The sequence below is a fragment of the Rhodobacter maritimus genome (assembly GCF_058747975.1).
On sequence record NZ_CM179095.1, the window covers coordinates 2,463,889 to 2,481,589 of the forward strand.

At 65.7% G+C, this 17,701-nt stretch carries 15 protein-coding genes; 3 read left to right on the forward strand and 12 right to left on the reverse strand.

Features of this window, described 5'->3' with window-relative positions:
• Positions 1–4 precede the first annotated feature (4 nt).
• Genes AC4PTO_RS12515 through scpA form a run of 3 tightly spaced genes read right to left on the reverse strand, consistent with a single transcriptional unit; the run spans position 5 to position 3,425 of the window.
• Positions 5–700, reverse strand: coding sequence for a TerB family tellurite resistance protein (locus tag AC4PTO_RS12515; protein WP_492728938.1), 696 nt, complete (start codon positions 698–700; stop codon positions 5–7).
• An 18-nt stretch (positions 701–718) separates the two neighbouring features.
• Complete coding sequence (locus AC4PTO_RS12520; protein ID WP_492728940.1) at positions 719–1,234, reverse strand: GNAT family N-acetyltransferase; 516 nt, start codon at positions 1,232–1,234, stop codon at positions 719–721.
• 58 nt (positions 1,235–1,292) lie between these two features.
• Complete coding sequence (gene scpA, locus AC4PTO_RS12525) at positions 1,293–3,425, reverse strand: methylmalonyl-CoA mutase (RefSeq protein ID WP_492728942.1); 2,133 nt, start codon at positions 3,423–3,425, stop codon at positions 1,293–1,295.
• 240 nt (positions 3,426–3,665) lie between these two features.
• Between scpA and AC4PTO_RS12530 the strand changes: the two genes are divergently transcribed.
• Positions 3,666–4,163: a DUF4174 domain-containing protein gene (locus tag AC4PTO_RS12530; RefSeq protein WP_492728944.1), complete on the forward strand. Its 498-nt coding sequence runs from the start codon at positions 3,666–3,668 to the stop codon at positions 4,161–4,163.
• 25 nt (positions 4,164–4,188) lie between these two features.
• Here the strand turns inward: AC4PTO_RS12530 and AC4PTO_RS12535 are convergent, their stop codons facing one another.
• The 6 genes from AC4PTO_RS12535 to AC4PTO_RS12560 all read right to left on the reverse strand — a co-directional run bounded on the left by AC4PTO_RS12535 (position 4,189) and on the right by AC4PTO_RS12560 (position 11,279).
• Entirely contained in the window at positions 4,189–5,751 is a 1,563-nt protein-coding gene (locus tag AC4PTO_RS12535; protein WP_492728946.1) for a DUF8728 domain-containing protein, read from the reverse strand.
• A 1-nt stretch (position 5,752) separates the two neighbouring features.
• Entirely contained in the window at positions 5,753–7,756 is a 2,004-nt protein-coding gene (locus tag AC4PTO_RS12540; RefSeq protein WP_492728948.1) for an acetyl-CoA carboxylase biotin carboxylase subunit, read from the reverse strand.
• Positions 7,757–7,923: 167 nt separating this feature from the next.
• Positions 7,924–8,133, reverse strand: coding sequence for a YMGG-like glycine zipper-containing protein (locus AC4PTO_RS12545; RefSeq protein WP_492728950.1), 210 nt, complete (start codon positions 8,131–8,133; stop codon positions 7,924–7,926).
• A gap of 349 nt (positions 8,134–8,482) precedes the next feature.
• Positions 8,483–8,875, reverse strand: a complete 393-nt coding sequence (locus AC4PTO_RS12550; protein ID WP_492728952.1) for a hypothetical protein — start codon at positions 8,873–8,875, stop codon at positions 8,483–8,485.
• A gap of 442 nt (positions 8,876–9,317) precedes the next feature.
• Positions 9,318–9,713: a DUF6497 family protein gene (locus tag AC4PTO_RS12555; RefSeq protein ID WP_492728954.1), complete on the reverse strand. Its 396-nt coding sequence runs from the start codon at positions 9,711–9,713 to the stop codon at positions 9,318–9,320.
• Between the two features lie 33 nt (positions 9,714–9,746).
• A complete protein-coding gene (locus AC4PTO_RS12560) occupies positions 9,747–11,279 on the reverse strand; it encodes an acyl-CoA carboxylase subunit beta (protein WP_492728956.1) in 1,533 nt (510 codons plus the stop codon).
• Between the two features lie 191 nt (positions 11,280–11,470).
• Between AC4PTO_RS12560 and AC4PTO_RS12565 the strand changes: the two genes are divergently transcribed.
• On the forward strand, positions 11,471–12,673 hold the full coding sequence (locus tag AC4PTO_RS12565) for a multidrug effflux MFS transporter (protein WP_492728958.1): 1,203 nt from the start codon (positions 11,471–11,473) through the stop codon (positions 12,671–12,673).
• A 51-nt stretch (positions 12,674–12,724) separates the two neighbouring features.
• Positions 12,725–14,119, forward strand: a complete 1,395-nt coding sequence (locus AC4PTO_RS12570; RefSeq protein WP_492728960.1) for a helix-turn-helix domain-containing protein — start codon at positions 12,725–12,727, stop codon at positions 14,117–14,119.
• Between the two features lie 56 nt (positions 14,120–14,175).
• Here the strand turns inward: AC4PTO_RS12570 and AC4PTO_RS12575 are convergent, their stop codons facing one another.
• The 3 genes from AC4PTO_RS12575 to betB all read right to left on the reverse strand — a co-directional run bounded on the left by AC4PTO_RS12575 (position 14,176) and on the right by betB (position 17,679).
• Positions 14,176–14,415, reverse strand: a complete 240-nt coding sequence (locus AC4PTO_RS12575) for an HP1242/YdcH family protein (RefSeq protein WP_492728961.1) — start codon at positions 14,413–14,415, stop codon at positions 14,176–14,178.
• A gap of 106 nt (positions 14,416–14,521) precedes the next feature.
• Positions 14,522–16,180, reverse strand: a complete 1,659-nt coding sequence (betA, locus tag AC4PTO_RS12580; protein WP_492733616.1) for a choline dehydrogenase — start codon at positions 16,178–16,180, stop codon at positions 14,522–14,524.
• A gap of 44 nt (positions 16,181–16,224) precedes the next feature.
• Positions 16,225–17,679: a betaine-aldehyde dehydrogenase gene (betB, locus tag AC4PTO_RS12585; protein ID WP_492728963.1), complete on the reverse strand. Its 1,455-nt coding sequence runs from the start codon at positions 17,677–17,679 to the stop codon at positions 16,225–16,227.
• Positions 17,680–17,701 lie beyond the last annotated feature (22 nt).

Consider the following 17,701-nt stretch of genomic DNA (forward strand, 5'->3'; position numbering starts at 1 on the left):
CTCCTCAGGCGGCCCTGTCACCGCGAATTTCCTGCCAGGCGCGGTTCAGTGCGACCACCCGCGCCTCGGCCAGCCGCACCGCCTCTGCGGGAAGGCCGCGCGCGAGCGCCCGGTCGGGATGCGCGTCGCGGACCGCGCGCCGCCAGGCCGCGCGCACCTCCTCCAGCGGGGTTCCGGGGGCCACCTCGAGAACCGCCCAGGGATCGTGCCCGGCATTGGGCGCAATGGCCGCCCGCAGGGCATAAAAACAGCATTCCTCCAGGCCGAAGATTCGCGCGACCTCGTGCAGGAAGACATCCTCGGCCTCGTGATACTCGCCATCGGCCGCGGCAATGAAGAACAGCCCCTCCAGCAGATCCTTCAGCACCGGATCGCCGGGGCCGAACATCGCCGCGATCTTGCGTGCATAGGCGTCGAAGCCTGCCACATCGGTGCGCGCCAGGTTGAAGACCCGCGCCGCATTACCCTCTTCCTCCGGCGGGATTTGGAACACCTCGCGGAAGGCGGAAACCTCGTCGCGCGTCACCTTCCCGTCGGCCTTGGCCATCTTCGCCCCCAATGCGATGACGGCAATGGTGAAGGCCACGCTGCGCTCGGGGGCCGCGCGCAGATGGTCGAAAACGGCCGCCAGCCCCTCGCCCCGGGCAAGGGCGGCCAAGGCCTCGGAAATGCGCGACCACAAGGAAAGCGGCTTGTCCATGCGGGGGACTTTAGCGGGTCAGAGCAGCTTTTGCATCAGCACAAGATCAAGCCAGCGACCGAATTTTCGCCCGACCTGCGGCATCCGCCCGGTCTCGACATAGCCAAGGGCGGCGTGAAAGGCGATCCCGGCGGCGTTCTCGCCCGAAATGCCCCCGACCATCACATGCCCCCCCGCCTGCCGCGCATGGTCCTCGAGCGCATGCATCAGACGCCGGCCGATCCCTCCCCCGCGCACCTCCCGCGCAAGGATCACGGTATGCTCCATCGCATGGCGATACCCGTCGCCGCCGCGAAACTGGTCATAGCTCGCAATGCCCACCGCAAGCCCGCCCAGATCGGCCACGAACACTTCGCGCCCCGCCGCACGGCGCGCATCGAACATCGCCCGCAACCCCGCCTCGCTCTTCTCCTCGGAAGCGAAGGTCACGGTGGTCTCGCGGATGACGGGGTTCCAGAACCCGACGATCGCGGGAATATCCGCCTCCCGCGCCACCCGGATCGCCACAGTCTTCATCGGGGAACCCGCCACCATTTCATCTTCGCAAGAAATATCCCGGGGGTGCGGGGGCAGAGCCCCCGCCCCTTGCACCTCAGGAAGCGCCCTGCGCGCTGATCATGTCAAGGATTTCGCGCGCCGCGGCCGGAATATTCGTGCCCGGCCCAAAGATCGCCCGCACACCGGCCTTGCGCAGGAACTCGTAATCCTGCTGCGGAATGACCCCGCCGCAGATCACCAGGATATCCTCCGCCCCCTTGGCCTTCAGCGCCTCGATCAGCTTGGGCGCAAGCGTCTTGTGCCCCGCTGCCTGGCTCGAGATCCCGACCACATGCACATCGTTGTCCACCGCATCCTGCGCGGCCTCGTCCGGGGTCTGGAACAGCGGCCCCACATCCACGTCGAACCCGATATCGGCGAAGGCCGTGGCAATCACCTTGGCGCCGCGGTCGTGACCGTCCTGCCCCATCTTGACCACCAGCATGCGCGGGCGCCGCCCCTCGCGCTCGGCGAAGGTCTCGACATCCTTCTGGATCTGGGCAAAGCCCTCGTCGCCCTCATAGGCCGAGCCATAGACCCCGGCCAGCGTCTTCACCTCGGCCCGGTGCCGACCGAACACTTTTTCCATCGCCATCGAAATCTCCCCGACCGATGCCCTTGCCCGCGCGGCCGCCACGGCCGCTTCCAGAAGGTTTCCGCCCTTTTCGGCACGCCGGCCCAACTCGTCCAGCGCGGCCTGGCAGGCGGCCTCGTCGCGCGATGCGCGCATCTTTTGCAGCCGCGCGATCTGCGCCTCGCGGACCTTGACGTTGTCGATATCCAGAATGTCGATCGGGTCTTCCTTGGCCAGGCGATACTTGTTCACCCCCACGATGACCTCTTCGCCGCGGTCGATCATGGCCTGGCGCCGCGCCGCGGATTCCTCGATGCGCAGCTTGGGCATGCCCGAGGCCACGGCCTTGGTCATGCCACCCATTTCCTCGACCTCCTCGATCAGCGCCCAGGCCTTCTCGGCCAGCTCCGCCGTAAGGCTCTCGACATAGTAGCTGCCCGCCAGCGGATCGACGACCCTGGTGATCCCTGTCTCTTCCTGCAAGATCAGCTGCGTGTTGCGCGCGATCCGGGCCGAGAACTCGGTCGGCAGCGCGATCGCCTCGTCCAGCGCGTTGGTATGCAGCGATTGCGTGCCGCCAAGCGCCGCGGCCATCGCCTCATAGGCGGTGCGCACGACGTTGTTGTAGGGGTCCTGCTCTTGCAGCGACACGCCCGAGGTCTGGCAATGGGTGCGCAGCATCAGGCTGCCGGGTTTCTTCGGCTCGAACTCGGACATGATGCGGTGCCACAGCATCCGCGCCGCGCGCAGCTTCGCGGCCTCCATGAAGAAGTTCATGCCGATGGCGAAGAAGAACGACAGGCGGCCCGCGAAGGCATCCACATCCATCCCCCGCGCGATCGCGGCGCGCACATATTCGCGCCCGTCGGCCAGCGTGTAGGCCAGCTCCTGCACGAGGTTCGCGCCCGCCTCCTGCATGTGATAGCCCGAGATCGAGATCGAGTTGAATTTCGGCATCTCGTTCGAGGTGTATTCGATGATGTCCGCGATGATCCGCATCGAGGCCTCAGGCGGATAGATATAGGTGTTGCGGACCATGAACTCCTTGAGGATATCGTTCTGGATCGTGCCCGACAGAAGGCTGCGATCCACGCCCTGCTCTTCGCCCGTCACGATGAAGTTCGCCAGGATCGGGATCACCGCGCCGTTCATCGTCATCGACACCGAGATCTTCTCCAGCGGGATGCCGTCGAACAGGATCTTCATGTCCTCGACCGAGTCGATGGCCACGCCCGCCTTGCCGACATCGCCCTCGACGCGCGGGTGGTCGCTGTCATAGCCGCGATGGGTGGCAAGGTCGAAGGCCACCGAAACCCCCTGCTGCCCCGCGGCCAGTGCCTTGCGGTAGAAGGCGTTCGATTCCTCGGCGGTGGAGAAGCCCGCATATTGCCGGATCGTCCAGGGGCGGCCGGCATACATCGTAGCGCGCACCCCACGCGTGAACGGCCCGATACCCGGCACCGTGCCCATATGCGGCAGGCCGGCAGTGTCCTCTTCGGTATAAAGCGGCTTGACGCGGATCCCCTCCAGCGTCTGCCATTCGAGGGAGTCGAGCGGCCTGTCGCGCAGTTCCTTCTGCGCAATCTTCGCCCAGTCCTGTTTGCGGTCCGTCATCGCTTTGTCCTTCCTTCCCGGCCATCGGGGCGGCCGGCGAACCCGGCGCCCCTGATGGCAATCCCGTCATATTTCCGATGCCCCGCACCACAGGGGCGCGCGGCCTTGCCCCGGCGCGATCCCCGCAGGCGCCCGGCAGGCGCCGCGCAGGTATCGCACCGGAAAAGTTGTGAAATTGCAGTCCCCCGGCCTTTGCCCCGGGCCGGAGATGCCCCTATATCGGTAAGGAAGGAGACCTGCATGTTGCGCATCGCCCCCCTTGTCGCGGCCTTCGGCCTGCTCTGGCTGCCCCCCATGGCCGCGGGGGCACAGGATAACACCCCTGCCCCAAGCGCGGCAGCAGCGGCCGAGGCGGCGGATGAGACCGCCTTCGCCCCGGTCCCGGCCACCGATGTGACGCTGGACGAATTCGTCTGGCACAAGCGCCCCGTGGTGGTCTTTGCCAATACGCCCGAGGACCCGGCCTTCATAGAACAGCTGCGCCAGCTTGAGGCCCGCTGGCCAGAGCTGCGCGCCCGCGATGTCGTGATCATCACCGACACCGCGCCCGAGCCGCTGAGCGCGGTGCGCCGCGCACTGCGCCCGCGCGGGTTTTCACTGGTCATCATCGAAAAGGACGGGACCGTCGCGCTGCGCAAGCCCTTCCCCTGGGACGGGCGCGAGATCATGCGCGCCATCGACAAGATGCCCATCCGGCGCGAGGAAATCCGCAACGGCGGCCTTGGCGCAAGCGGTTGATCCGCCAACTGACGCCCCCCCGCCCTCATGGCGCCACCGGCACGGGTACAAGCAGCGCCCCGGCTGGAAGCGTGGGGGCGAAATCTGCCAGAAGGGCCGCGATCACAGGGGCCTCGGCAGGGTCGGTCGCGTAAAAAGACACCTCCCAGCCGCCAAGCGCGCCTCGGCGGTTCTCCATCGTCAGCTCGGCCAGCTTGACCCAGGTCTCTCCGACGCCCTCCTCAAACCAGCGGTCGTAGATCATCGCAAGCCGCACGCCTTTTTGCGCGGCAAAGGGTGCAAGCCAGCCCTTCTGGGCACCCCCCTCGCGCAGCCGCTCGGCCAGAGCCTCGGGTGAGCCGAGCCCGTAGGCGTCGAAGACATAGCTGGGATTGCGCCAGGCGACGCGGCCCAGATCGTTGACCAGAACGGCGGACTTGAACCAGTCCTGCGCAAAACGGCCCATCTGCTCTTGCTGGAGGTGGATCGCACGCGGGTTCCACACATACAGCCCCAGAAGCGTCGGATAATAGGCCACCGCGGCCATGGCACATGCGGTCAGGGCGAACACGCGCGCAACCAGCCCTTCGCGGGCCAGCAAACCCGATCCGGCCAGCAGCAGTGCCGCCACCTGCGCCACAATGATGTAATGTTCGTAGCGGTGCATCCAGCCGATCTGTCCGCCCACCAGATGCGCAAACCCGGCGATCGCCAGAACCCCCGCCAGGATGCCCTGAGACCGTTCGCCCTTGCTCAGCAGGATCATAGCGATAAGGGCCAGCAGCACGCTGAGCGCGCCCAGCAACCTACCCGCAAGCGAGGTCAGGTTGACCAGCACCCCGAAGATCAGCCGGTCCACCCCGCCCAGATCCGGCGCGGCAAGCCCGACCTTGGCCATCACCGAACCCGGCAACGGCGGCAGCCCGAGCGAGGTGAGGTAAAGCGCAAAGGCCGCCACCGGCAAAAGCACCGCCGCGCCAAGCCCGACCCCCGCCCGAACCCGGCCCTGAAGCATCACCACCGCAACCGCCAGAAGCGACAGCGCCAGCCCCTCAAGGCGCAGCAGCGGGCCAAGCACGGCCCCCGCGATCAGAAGCCATCCCACCGGCCCGCCGTTCAGGAAGCGCCACAACCCGATCACCAGCGCAAGCGCGGTGGCGGTGTGCAGGCTGTGCTCCATCCCCGTAAAGCCGACACCGGGCACATTGAGCGCAACCGGCCCCAGCAGCGCAAACAGGATCCCGGCACCACCGCGCAGGCCGGCCTCGACCAGCGCCATCCCCCAGAACCAGCCCACGGCAAGGATCGCCGCGAAGTTGATCGCAAGCGGCAGGAATCGCTGCGCCTCGGACCCGCTCAGCGGGGCCAGAAGGAACGGATAAAGGATCGACGAGGCCGCCGAGGCAGGCTCGGACGGGTTGATCCCGTATTCCCCCGCCGCGATGCTTTCGGCCATCGCCAAGTGGATATAGACATCGTCAAGGGGGTATTCGAACACCCCGCCCGCGATGGACATCGCCATCATCTGGAGCGCGATGAACCCCAAGCCGGCCGCAAGTGCGGCAAGGGCCGGAAGGCCCCGGCTGCGGTCTTGCGGCAGGGAAATCATGTCACTCGAACTCCATGATCACGTCGTCGACGCGCAGGCTGTCGCCCGCGGCCGCGTTGATCTTGGAAACCACACCGCGTTTTTCGGCGCGCAGGATGTTCTCCATCTTCATCGCCTCGACCGTGGCAAGTGCCTGGCCTTCCTGCACTTCCTGGCCTTCTTCGACCGCGATCTTCACGATGAGGCCGGGCATCGGGCAAAGCAGGAACTTCGAGGTATCGGGCGGCAGCTTCTCGGGCATAAGCTGCGCCAGTTCCGCCTGGCGCGGGGTGCGCACATGCACCTTCAGATCCGCACCGCGGCAACGGATGCGGAAGCCCGAGGGGATCTTGCCGACTTTCAGCACCAGCGGATCGCGGTCGACCTCAAGCCGGGCAAGCGGGTCGCCCGGCGTCCAGTCCGAGGTCACACGATGCTTGCCGCCCCCTGCGAAGCTGACCGTGGCGCCATCGCGGTCGGCCGCGATCTTCACCGCGTAATCCTGACCCTGAAGCGAGACCACCCAGTCTTCGCCCACATGGCGTTCGTGGTTGCCAAGACGGCCCGAGATACGCGTGCGCCGGATCTCGGCCACACGGTTCATCGCGGCGGTCGCGGCGGCGATGCGGCGCAACAGTTCCTCGTCCAGGACGGCGCCCTGGAAGCCTTCGGGATATTCCTCGGCGATGAAGGCGGTCGTGATGTCACCCGACACGAAGCGCGGATGGTCCATCACCGCGCCCACGAAGGGCAGGTTGTGCCCGATACCCTCGACCTCGAAGGTATCCAGCGCCAGCCGCATCTCTTCGATGGCCTCGGCGCGGGTCGGCGCCCAGGTGCAAAGCTTGGCGATCATCGGGTCGTAATACATGCTGATCTCGCCGCCCTCGTAGACGCCGGTATCGTTGCGCACGATGCCGCCGCGGTCGGTCGGGCCTTCCACCGGCGGGCGGTAGCGCGTCAGCCGCCCGATCGAGGGCAGGAAGTTGCGATAGGGGTCCTCGGCGTAAAGGCGGCTTTCAATGGCCCAGCCGTTGATCTTGAGGTCTTTTTGCGTGAAGGGCAGCTTCTCGCCATCGGCCACGCGGATCATCTGTTCGACCAGATCGACGCCGGTGATCAGTTCGGTCACCGGGTGCTCCACCTGAAGGCGGGTGTTCATCTCGAGGAAGTAGAAGTTCTTGTCGCCATCGACGATGAATTCCACCGTGCCCGCGCTGGTATAGCCCACCGCCTTGGCAAGCGCGCAGGCCTGTTCGCCCATCGCCTTGCGGGTCGCCTCGTCCAGGAACGGCGAGGGCGCCTCTTCGATGACCTTCTGGTTGCGGCGCTGGATCGAGCATTCACGCTCGTGCAGGTAGACGCAGTTGCCGTGCTTGTCGGCCAGCACCTGGATCTCGATATGGCGCGGCTGCGTCACGAACTTCTCGATGAAGATGCGGTCATCGCCAAAGCTGTTGGCGGCCTCGTTCTTCGAGGACTGGAACCCTTCGCGCGCCTCTTCGGCGTTCCAGGCGATCCGCATGCCCTTGCCGCCGCCGCCGGCAGAAGCCTTGATCATCACCGGAAAGCCGATCTCCTCCGAGATCTTCACCGCCTCGTCGGCATCCTCGATCAGGCCCATATAGCCCGGCACAGTGGAAACGCCCGCCTCCTGGGCGATCTTCTTCGAGGTGATCTTGTCGCCCATCGACTCGATCGCCGGGCTCGGCGGGCCGATGAAGGCCACCCCCTCTTTTTCCAGCGCCTCGGCGAATTTCATGTTCTCGGACAAAAAGCCATAGCCCGGATGGACCGCCTCGGCGCCGGTCTGGCGGATCGCGTCCATGATCTTGTCGATCACGATATAGGACTGGTTCGCGGGCGGGGGGCCGATATGCACCGCCTCATCGGCCATCTTGACGTGCAACGCATGCGCGTCGGCATCGGAATAGACGGCAACCGTCCTGATCCCCATCTTCTGCGCCGACTTGATCACGCGGCATGCGATTTCGCCGCGGTTTGCGATCAGGATTTTCTTGAACATCTCAGACCCTTCCCATCGGGCGCCGGGGGAAAACCCCGGCCCCGCTCTTCGTTATGGCTTGGTAAATGGCGGAAAAAGAAATGCCACCGGGACGGAAGGTCCCGATGGCATTGTCACAAGGTCTGTCACCGGCGCGCGCTGCGCGCCCGTTCAGACGAAGCCTGCAATCAGTAGCTGCGGCGGCAGATGCCCGCGTCGTCGCAATAGGTGCCGGCAAGGGCGCCGATCGCCGCACCGGCGACCATGTTCTCATCGGTGGCATCGGCGACAAGGGCGCCGGCCGCGGCGCCGGCCAGGGCGCGCTCGCCATCGGTCTGCATGCAGCCGGCAAGGGTTGCGGCCGCGATGAGGGAAAGAAGGAACGGGGTCTTGCGCATGATGATCTGCCTCTGTTCAGGTTTGTTTTCGGATGCGATTTTACCGCAATCCGCACCGAACGAAAGCCAATAGCACACATGCAGAAACCATCGGCAATGCCCCGCCGATGCAGCCCCGGAACCACCCTGCGGTCTTCGATCCCCCACGGGAAAGGCGGCCCGACCCGCGTGGGGTCGGACCGAAGGGGAAGGGAAGGGGTACGGACTTGACAGTCACGAAGCACCGGCCAGTGCACCGGGTGTTCCGCAACTACAGGATGCGCTGCTTCGGCCGTTCTGGCAAAGCCCGTTTCACCCCCGCCCGAGGTTTCGGCAACAAGCCGCCATTTCGCGCATGAGGTCGGCAAGATCATGCCAGATCATCCTCGTCTTCGTCGCCCCATCCGAAATCGGCGCCCTCATCGAACACTTCGGGGAACGCGGCGCGCGCCTTGGCAGCGTCGATCCGCAACAGGGCCTCGTAGGACGCCGGATCGAACGGGTCCTCGGCTGCAACCACCTCGCGGCCGAAAAGCCAGGACAGGCGTCCCGCATCAAGATTGCCACGTTCGAAAGGCTCTTCGCCGAAATGGTCCCAAAGTGCCGCCATAAAGCCCGCGTCGGCACGCCGGTCGGCCGCCGCGCGGTCACGGAACCGCTCGCGCCGGATGATCTTGGTCGCGCCGGCCTTGTTGGCCCGGCGAATGACGAACTGGAAATCGGTTCCGGGAAGACGCCCGGGGAAACCGCGATGTTTCAGCATCTCGTGCCCTCCGCAGAAAGGGGCAGGCCCGAGCGCCACTGAAACGCCGTCACGCCAAGGCGCGCGCGGCAGGGGTCAGGGGCGGGAACGGGTCCCCGCCCCAGTCCGGCATTACTTGTATTTGCCGGTGTAGGTCGGCTCGACGGTGACTTCCTGAACCGGCTCGGTTTTCGGTGCGCAAGCGGCAGCGAAAGCGACCAGAGCGATCGCGAGCAGAGCTTTCTTCGACATTTCGTTCTCCTGTCCCGGCAGAGGTGGCCCGGGCCTGCGCCCTCAGGGTTCCGCCGATTGTCATCTTTGCAGGTCAACAGATTCTGACCCTCCCCGACAATATCCCGCGCCCACGCGCCATTACAGAGGGAAAAATACTTCTCTGCACAGATAGTTGCACGAAGGCTTACCCTCCATGATGGAAAACGGAGCGGTGAAGGGACGGCACGCATCAATAAAGCTCCCAGATGCAGGCGCCGTCTTCGATCTGGAACGCCTCGAAATACTGCACCGCCTCGGCATCGGTCACGCCGAACTCGACCGGCCGGTCACTGAGCGAGATCACGACGGTCTGCGCCACGATCCCCTCATGGCTTAGCCAGGGCAGCGCGAAACTGTCACACAGCGCAGCCATGTCACCAAGCGCGGCCTCGGCGTCAACGTTGCCCCCCTCGGCGATCGCCGGCGCCAGGAAGCGGAACCGCACCACCGCCTCTTCCCCGCCCGAGGTTTCGTCGATCACCTCGACGAAGGCGACGCTCTGCCCCGAGGGCACGCCCACCGGTTCGGCCGCGCCAAGCGGGACCGCGCCGGCAAGGGCCAGAAGCCCCGCCGCCGACATGCGCATGAACCTACCCCTGCAAAGCATCGCCGCCCCCGGTCAAAGCGGAATATTGTCGTGTTTCTTCCAAGGGTTGGACAGCTTCTTGCTGCGCAGAGAGGCGAAGGCCCGCGCCACCCGCTTGCGGGTGGAGCGCGGCTGGATCACCTCGTCGATGAAGCCCTTCTCGGCCGCCACGAACGGGTTGGCGAAGCGGTCCTCGTAATCGCGGGTGCGCACCGCGATCTTGTCGGGATCGCCCAGTTCGCTGCGATAGAGGATCTCGACCGCGCCCTTGGCGCCCATCACCGCGATCTCGGCGGTGGGCCAGGCATAGTTGAAATCGCCGCGCAGATGCTTGGAGGCCATGACGTCATAGGCACCGCCATAGGCCTTGCGGGTGATGACCGTCACCTTCGGCACGGTCGCCTCGCCATAGGCGAACAGCAGCTTCGCGCCGTGCTTGATGACGCCGCCATATTCCTGGCCCGTCCCCGGCAGGAAGCCCGGCACGTCGACGAAGGTCAGGATCGGGATCTCGAACGCATCGCAGAAGCGCACGAAGCGCGCCGCCTTGCGCGAGCTGTCGATGTCAAGACAACCGGCCAGCACCATCGGCTGGTTGGCCACGACGCCCACGGTCTGCCCCTCGATGCGGATGAAGCCGGTGATGATATTGCCCGCGAAATCCTTCTGGATCTCGAAGAAATCGCCCTCGTCCGCAACCTTCACGATCAGCTCTTTCATGTCGTAGGGCTGGTTGGGGTTGGCCGGGATCAGGGTATCGAGGCTTTCCTCGATGCGCGCGACATCGTCGAAAAACGGACGCACGGGGGCCTTTTCGCGGTTCGACAGCGGCAGGAAGTCGATCAGGCGGCGCGTTTCGGCCAAGGCTTCCACGTCGTTTTCATAGGCGCCATCGGCGACCGAGCTTTTCTTGGTGTGGGTTGAGGCACCGCCAAGCTGTTCGGCGGTAACCACCTCGTTCGTCACGGTCTTCACCACGTCGGGACCGGTGACGAACATGTAAGAGCTGTCCTTCACCATGAAGATGAAGTCGGTCATCGCGGGGGAATAGACCGCGCCGCCCGCGCAGGGGCCCATGATCAGGCTGATCTGCGGCACCACACCCGAGGCCATGATATTGCGCTGGAACACCTCGGCATAACCGGCAAGCGAGGCGACGCCCTCCTGGATCCGCGCGCCGCCCGAATCGTTGATGCCGATCACCGGGGCACCGTTCTGCACCGCCATGTCCATGATCTTGCAGATCTTCTCGGCATGGGTTTCGGACAAGGAGCCGCCGAACACCGTGAAGTCCTGGCTGAAGACATATACCATGCGGCCGTTAACCGTGCCCCAGCCGGTGACCACGCCGTCGCCCGAGGGACGGTCTTCCTGCATCCCGAAATCGACGCAGCGATGCGCCTTGAACATGTCGAACTCTTCGAAAGAGCCCTCATCGAGCAGCAGCTCGATGCGTTCGCGCGCCGTCAGCTTGCCGCGGGCGTGCTGGGCATCGATTCTGCGCTGACCGCCGCCAAGACGGGCTTGGGCACGGCGGTCTTCAAGTTCGCTCAGGATGTCTTTCATGGGTCCCCTCCGAGATTTCGGGCACACTATACGCACACAAGGCTGTTACAAAGCAGATTTGCGTAAATTTGCAAAATGTTGGCAACCGCCTCGGTGCGAATTGCAATCTTGCAAATCCATGGCCACGCCCGGGATTGAACCCATACATTTCCGCGATGGACAAACCGGCGGGCCGGGCCTAGCGGTCGGATATGCGCGCTGTATTCCTGGATCGGGCGAGCCCGCCCCATATCGTTACGCTGGTCCTGATCGCGGGGCTGGCGGCGCTGTCACTGAACATCTTCCTGCCCTCGCTGCCCGGAATGGCGCGGCATTTCGGGGTGGATTATGCGGTGATGCAGCTTTCGGTTTCGGCCTATCTGGCGGTTTCAGCGGTGCTGCAACTGGCGGTCGGGCCGCTGTCGGACCGCTACGGGCGGCGGCGCGCCCTGCTGGTATCGCTGACGATCTTCCTTCTGGCGACAGTGGGCACGCTGCTTGCGCCCAACGCGGGCATCTTCCTGGCCTGCCGCATGATCCAGGCGGTCATCGCCACGGGCTTCGTGCTGTCGCGCGCGGTCGTGCGCGACATGGTGCCGGCGGAACAGGCCGCCTCGATGATCGGCTATGTCACGATGGGCATGGCGCTTGTGCCAATGGTCGGCCCGGTGATCGGCGGCGCGCTGGACGAGTTGTTCGGCTGGCAGGCGAGTTTCATCTTCCTGCTTTTGTTCGGCTGCGCGATCTTCGCACTGGTCTGGGCCGATCTGGGCGAGACGACGCGCGATGGCGGCGTGCCCTTTGCCGAGCAGTTGAAAAGCTATCCCGTGCTGTTCAGCTCGCAGCGGTTCTGGGGCTATTGCTTTGCCGCCGCTTGCGCCTCGGGGCTGTTCTTCGCCTATCTCGGCGGCGCGCCCTTCGTCGGCACGCAGATTTTCCATCTCAGCCCGGCCGAGCTTGGCTCCTATTTCGCTCTGCCGGCGCTTGGCTATGCGGCGGGCAATTTCATCTCGGGGCGCTATGCCACGCGGATCGGCATGGACCGGATGGTGCTTCTGGGCACGGTCTTCGCCACGCTGGCCCTGGTGGTCGCCCTCGGAGCCGAGTTCGCGGGCTTTTCGCATCCGCTGATCTTCTTTCCCGCGGTCGGCGTCACCGGGCTTGGCAACGGGATGGCGCTTCCCTCGGCCAATGCCGGGATGATGTCCGTCCGGCCCGAGCTGGCCGGAACCGCCTCGGGCCTTGGCGCGACGATCACGGTGGGCGGGGGCGCGGCCTTGTCGGCCGTTGCCGGCGCGATGCTGGGCCCCGACAGCGGCGCCGCACCGCTTCTGATCATCATGACGGCATCGTCTCTCGGCTCGATCCTGTCGATCCTCTGGGTGATCCGGCGGCGGGCGCAACTGGGGGTTTGACCTTCGCCCTTTGCAAAGATTAGATGCTCTTTGCAAATAAGGGGGTGCGCGATGGCGACGCAGAAACTCTATGCCGGCGTCAAGCTGCGCGAGACGCGCACCAAGCTGGGCCTGACGCAGAAGGTCTTTGCCGACCGGCTTGGCGTCTCATTGCCCTATCTCAACCAGATGGAAAACAACCATCGCCCCGTGTCGGCCGCGGTGGTGCTGGCGCTTGCGGGCGAATTCGGCCTCGATGTGACGGAACTATCCGCAGGCGATGCCGAGCGGCTGGTCAGCGACATGCGCGAGGCGCTTGCCGATCCGGTTTTCGCCGATACCACCGCGCCGCTTGCCGACCTGCGGCTGACCGCCTCGAACGCCCCTGCCCTTGCCCGCGCCTTCCTGGAGCTGCACCGCGCCTATCGCCAGGCGCATGAGCGGCTGGCCTCGCTGGACGAGGCCTTGGGCCGCGAAGGCGCGCAGACGGTCGTTTCCCCTTGGGAAGAGGTGCGCGATTTCTTTCACTATTGCGACAATTACATCGACGCCGTCGACCGCGCGGCCGAGCATTTCACATGCCCGAACGGAAACAGAAAAGATCCGATCAAGCGCGCCCTGGAAACCCTGGGCGAACGCGGGGTTGAAGTTCAGTTTTCCAACATCGACGGATTGCGCAATCGCAGCGGCAAGAAGATCGTCATCTCATCGCGCGCCGGGGGGGCCACGCAGGCCTTCCAACTGCTGCACCAGGTGGCACTGATCACCCAGAACGAGCTTCTGGAGGCCACGCTGGATCTTGCCCGGTTCCAATCCGAAACGGCGCGCACCATCGCCAAGATCGGGCTGGCGAACTATTTCGCGGGGGCGGCGCTGCTGCCCTATCGCGCCTTTCTTGAGGCCGCGCAGGAAACCCGCCACGACCTGGAACGGCTGACCGACATGTTCGGCGCCTCGGTCGAGCAGGTGGCGCATCGGCTGTCCACCCTGCAACGCCCCGGCGCGAAAGGCATCCCCTTCTTCTTCGTGCGGGTCGATCAGGCCGGCACGATCACCAAGCGCCATTCCGCCACCCGGCTGCAATTCGCGCGGTTCGGCGGCGCCTGCCCGCTTTGGAACGTGCACCAGGCCTTCGAGACGCCGGGCCGCTTCCTGCGTCAGCTCGCCGAAACGCCCGATGGCGTGCGCTATCTGTGCATTTCGCGCGACGTGTCGAAAACCGGGGGCTCGTTCCACGCGCCGGTGCGCCGCTTCGCTATTTGCCTGGGATGCGAGATCAGCCACGCCAAGGGGCTGGTCTACGCCGACGATCTGGACGTGAACAACCCGCGCGCCTATCAGCCGATCGGCATTTCCTGCCGCATCTGCGAGCGCAAGGATTGCCATCAGCGTTCCGTTCCGCCGCTGGAGCGCCGCCTGCGCGTCGACCCCGACAGCAGGGGCGTGCTGCCTTACGACATCGCATGATCGCATGAAAAAGCCCCCGTCTCCGGGGGCTTGCATCACTTTTCTCGGGCACTGCCTCAGGCGGCCGAAAGCATGCGCGCGATCTCGTCCTTCACCAAGGCGCGCTTCTTGCGAAGCTCCACCTCGGCCAGTTGCTCGATCGGCTCCACATTGGTTTCGGCCCGATGCACCTTGTCGTTCAGCGCATCATATTCATCCAGAAGCCGGGCGAAATGCGCGTTCGAGACCTTGAGCGCGTGGATCGCATCCATCTGGGTGGGGAATTCGTCCTGAAGCGTGTGCGGTGTATTCGACATGATGTCTCCCTTGTTTCCGTCGCTGTCGAAAGGATTCTAGCGCGCGGAATCGGCGCCAGCCTTGACCGGGATCAATATCGCCGCACGCGGTGATTGCAATGCGATTTCAGCGCTGCGCCACCTGCCAGTTGGGGTGAATCCAGGGCGCAACGTTCTGCGGCGCAAGGGGCGCGCGGCCCAGAACCAGATCCGCCGCCTTTTCCCCCACCATGATCGAGGGCGCGTTCAGGTTGCCGTTGGTGATGCGCGGAAAGACCGAGCTGTCGGCCACGCGCAGCCCCTCGACACCGATCACCCGCAACTCCGGGTCGACCACGGCCATCGCGTCGTCGCGCGCGCCGATCCGTGCGGTGCCGCAGGGATGGAAGGCGCTTTCGGCATGTTCGCGGATGAAGGCGTCGATCTGCGCATCGCTTTCGACCCCGGTGCCGGGCTGGATCTCTTGCCGGACAAAGGGGGCCATGGCGGGCTGGGCGAAGATCTCGCGCGTCAGGCGCAGGCAGCGGCGGAACTCGTCCCAATCGTCGGGATGCGACATGTAGTTGAAGCGGATCTCGGGCGCGGCATCCGGATCGGCCGAGCGCAGCCGGATCGTGCCCCGCGATTTGGAGCGCATCGGCCCGACATGGGCCTGGAAGCCATGCCCGCGCAGGGCGGATTTCCCGTCATAGCGCACCGCCAGCGGCAGAAAGTGGTACTGGATGTCGGGATAATCCACCCCGGCGGCCGAGCGGATGAAGCCGCAGGCCTCGAACTGGTTCGACGCGCCAAGCCCGGTGCCGGTGAACAGCCATTGCGCCCCGATCAGCGCCTTGCCCAACAGGTTCCAGTAACGATAGAGCGTGACCGGCTGCGCCGCCGCGAACTGCACATAGACCTCGAGGTGGTCTTGCAGGTTCGCCCCCACGCCCGGACGGTCGGCCACCACCCCGATCCCGCGCGCGGCCAGATGCGCGGCCGGGCCGATCCCCGACAGCATCAGAAGTTTCGGCGTGTTGATCGAGCTGGCCGCAAGGATCACCTCGGCCCGCGCGCGGACAACTTCGACCTGCCCCGCGCGGGAAATCTCGACCCCCGTGGCGCGGCCCTCCTCGATCACCACGCGCCGGGCAAGGCCGCGCAGGATCGTCAGGTTCCCGGTCTTCAGCGCCGGGCGCAGATAGGCATTGGCCGCCGACCAACGCCGCCCCTTCCAGATCGTCGCCTCCATCGGGCCGAAACCCTCCTGGCGCTCTCCGTTGTAATCGGCCGTCGCGGGATAGCCGGCCTGCTGCCCGGCCTCGATGAAGGCCGCAAAAAGCGGGTTCGCGCGCGGCCCGCGCGTGACGTGAAGCGGCCCGCTGTCCCCGCGCCATGCGGCATCGGCCCCGTCGGACCGGCCGTGCCAATGCTCCATCCGGCGGAAATAGGGCAGCACATCGGCATAGGACCAGCCGGTGGCGCCGGATTCGGCCCAATGGTCGAAATCGCGCGCATGGCCGCGCACATAGACCATGCCGTTGATCGAGGACGACCCCCCGATCACCTTCCCGCGCGGCGTGACCATGCGCCGCCCGTCAAGGTGCGGTTCCGGTTCCGAAGAAAAGCCCCAATCGTATTGGCGCATGTTCATTGGATAGGAAAGTGCAGCGGGCATCTGGATGAACGGGCCGAAATCGCTGCCACCATGTTCGATAATGACAACTTTGCGCCCGGCCTCGGCCAGCCGGTAGCCCAGTGCCGAGCCCCCAGACCCCGCCCCTACGATCACATAATCGGCTTCCATCACCCTTGCTTTCCGATCCGTCATTCCTGCCCCCGCGGGCGTGTTCAATAGGGCGCCTCGACCGGGCCCATGCCGACATAAACCGCCTTGATCTGGCTGTAGTGATCAAGGGCCGCGCGCGAATTTTCGCGCCCGAAGCCCGAGCCCTTGACGCCGCCGAAGGGCATCTCAACCGGGGTCAGGTTGTAGCTGTTGATCCAGCAGGTGCCCGCCTGAAGCTGCGCGATCACGCGATGCGCGCGCGCCAGATCGGCGGTGAAGACACCGGCGGCCAGCCCGAACTGCGTGGCATTGGCACGGGCGATCACCTCTTCCTCGGTGTCGAAATCCAGCACCGCCATGACCGGGCCGAACACCTCTTCGCGCGCCAGCGTCATGGTGTCGGTCACCTCGGCGAAGACGGTGGGCTGCACGAAAAGCGCCCCCGCATTGCCCGCGGCCCCGCCGGTGACAAGCCGCGCGCCCTCTTGTTTTGCGCGCGCGATATAGCCCATCACCTTGTCATGCTGTGCCGCATTGATCAGCGGGCCGAATTGCGTGGCCGGGTCCATCGGATCGCCTGCAACGATGGCCGCACTCCGCGCGGCCAGGCGCGTCAGGAACCGCTCTTTCAGGGCGCGCTGCACGAAGACCCGCGTCCCGTTCGAGCAGATCTGCCCCGACGAGTAGAAGTTGCCCAGCATCGCGGCGCCCACCGCATCCTCGAGGCTCGCGTCGTCAAAGACGATCAGCGGCGACTTGCCCCCCAGCTCCATCGTGACATGCTTCATGCCCGTGGCGGCGGTGGCATAGACTTTGGCCCCGGTGGGGACGGACCCTGTCAGCGACACCTTGGCCACGCGCGGATCGCCCGCAAGCGCCGCGCCCACCGCGCCAAGCCCCTGCACCACGTTGAACAGCCCCGCGGGGGCGCCCGCCTCGATCAGGATCCCGGCCAGTTTCAGCGCGCCAAGCGGCGTGACCTCGGAGGGCTTGAAGACCATCGCATTGCCCATCGCAAGCGCGGGCGCGGCCTTCCAGCAGGCGATCTGGCTGGGATAGTTCCACGCCCCGATGCCGACGCAGACCCCAAGGGGTTCGCGGATCGTATAGGCGAAATCGCCGCCAAGGGGGATCGTCTCGCCCGTCACCGCGGCCGCGAGACCCGCGAAATATTCCAGCGCATCGGCCCCCGAGGGCCAGTCGGCCACCTCGGTTTCCTGGATGGGCTTGCCGGTATCCATGGTTTCCAGACGCGCCAGTTCCGCCCCCCGCGCCCGGATCAGATCGGCCGCGCGGCGCAGCACCCGCCCGCGTTCCACCGGGCGCCACGCGGCCCAGTCCTTCTGCGCGCGCGCGGCGCTGTCCAGCGCGGCCTCCAGAATGGCCGGCGTGGCCGCGTGCAGCCGGGCGATCGTTTCGCCCGTATAGGGGGTGGTCACGTCGATCGGCGTTCCTGCGCTGTCTTCGACAGGGCGGCCATCGACGAAATGGCTGGCGGCGGGCTGGAACTGGGACATCGGGATACCTCTGGCAAAACGG

What these genes read in the sequence shown, in the direction of transcription:
- betA (WP_492733616.1), bottom strand. Translation starts at nt 16,180, where the DNA reads ATGGAAGCCGATTATGTGATCGTAGGGGCGGGGTCTGGGGGCTCGGCA.
- AC4PTO_RS12540 (WP_492728948.1), bottom strand. Translation starts at nt 7,756, where the DNA reads ATGTTCAAGAAAATCCTGATCGCAAACCGCGGCGAAATCGCATGCCGC.
- AC4PTO_RS12545 (WP_492728950.1), bottom strand. Translation starts at nt 8,133, where the DNA reads ATGCGCAAGACCCCGTTCCTTCTTTCCCTCATCGCGGCCGCAACCCTT.
- scpA (WP_492728942.1), bottom strand. Translation starts at nt 3,425, where the DNA reads ATGACGGACCGCAAACAGGACTGGGCGAAGATTGCGCAGAAGGAACTG.
- AC4PTO_RS12570 (WP_492728960.1), top strand. Translation starts at nt 12,725, where the DNA reads ATGGCGACGCAGAAACTCTATGCCGGCGTCAAGCTGCGCGAGACGCGC.
- AC4PTO_RS12575 (WP_492728961.1), bottom strand. Translation starts at nt 14,415, where the DNA reads ATGTCGAATACACCGCACACGCTTCAGGACGAATTCCCCACCCAGATG.
- AC4PTO_RS12515 (WP_492728938.1), bottom strand. Translation starts at nt 700, where the DNA reads ATGGACAAGCCGCTTTCCTTGTGGTCGCGCATTTCCGAGGCCTTGGCC.
- AC4PTO_RS12520 (WP_492728940.1), bottom strand. Translation starts at nt 1,234, where the DNA reads ATGGTGGCGGGTTCCCCGATGAAGACTGTGGCGATCCGGGTGGCGCGG.
- AC4PTO_RS12535 (WP_492728946.1), bottom strand. Translation starts at nt 5,751, where the DNA reads ATGATTTCCCTGCCGCAAGACCGCAGCCGGGGCCTTCCGGCCCTTGCC.
- AC4PTO_RS12550 (WP_492728952.1), bottom strand. Translation starts at nt 8,875, where the DNA reads ATGCTGAAACATCGCGGTTTCCCCGGGCGTCTTCCCGGAACCGATTTC.
- AC4PTO_RS12565 (WP_492728958.1), top strand. Translation starts at nt 11,471, where the DNA reads ATGCGCGCTGTATTCCTGGATCGGGCGAGCCCGCCCCATATCGTTACG.
- AC4PTO_RS12555 (WP_492728954.1), bottom strand. Translation starts at nt 9,713, where the DNA reads ATGCGCATGTCGGCGGCGGGGCTTCTGGCCCTTGCCGGCGCGGTCCCG.
- betB (WP_492728963.1), bottom strand. Translation starts at nt 17,679, where the DNA reads ATGTCCCAGTTCCAGCCCGCCGCCAGCCATTTCGTCGATGGCCGCCCT.
- AC4PTO_RS12530 (WP_492728944.1), top strand. Translation starts at nt 3,666, where the DNA reads ATGTTGCGCATCGCCCCCCTTGTCGCGGCCTTCGGCCTGCTCTGGCTG.
- AC4PTO_RS12560 (WP_492728956.1), bottom strand. Translation starts at nt 11,279, where the DNA reads ATGAAAGACATCCTGAGCGAACTTGAAGACCGCCGTGCCCAAGCCCGT.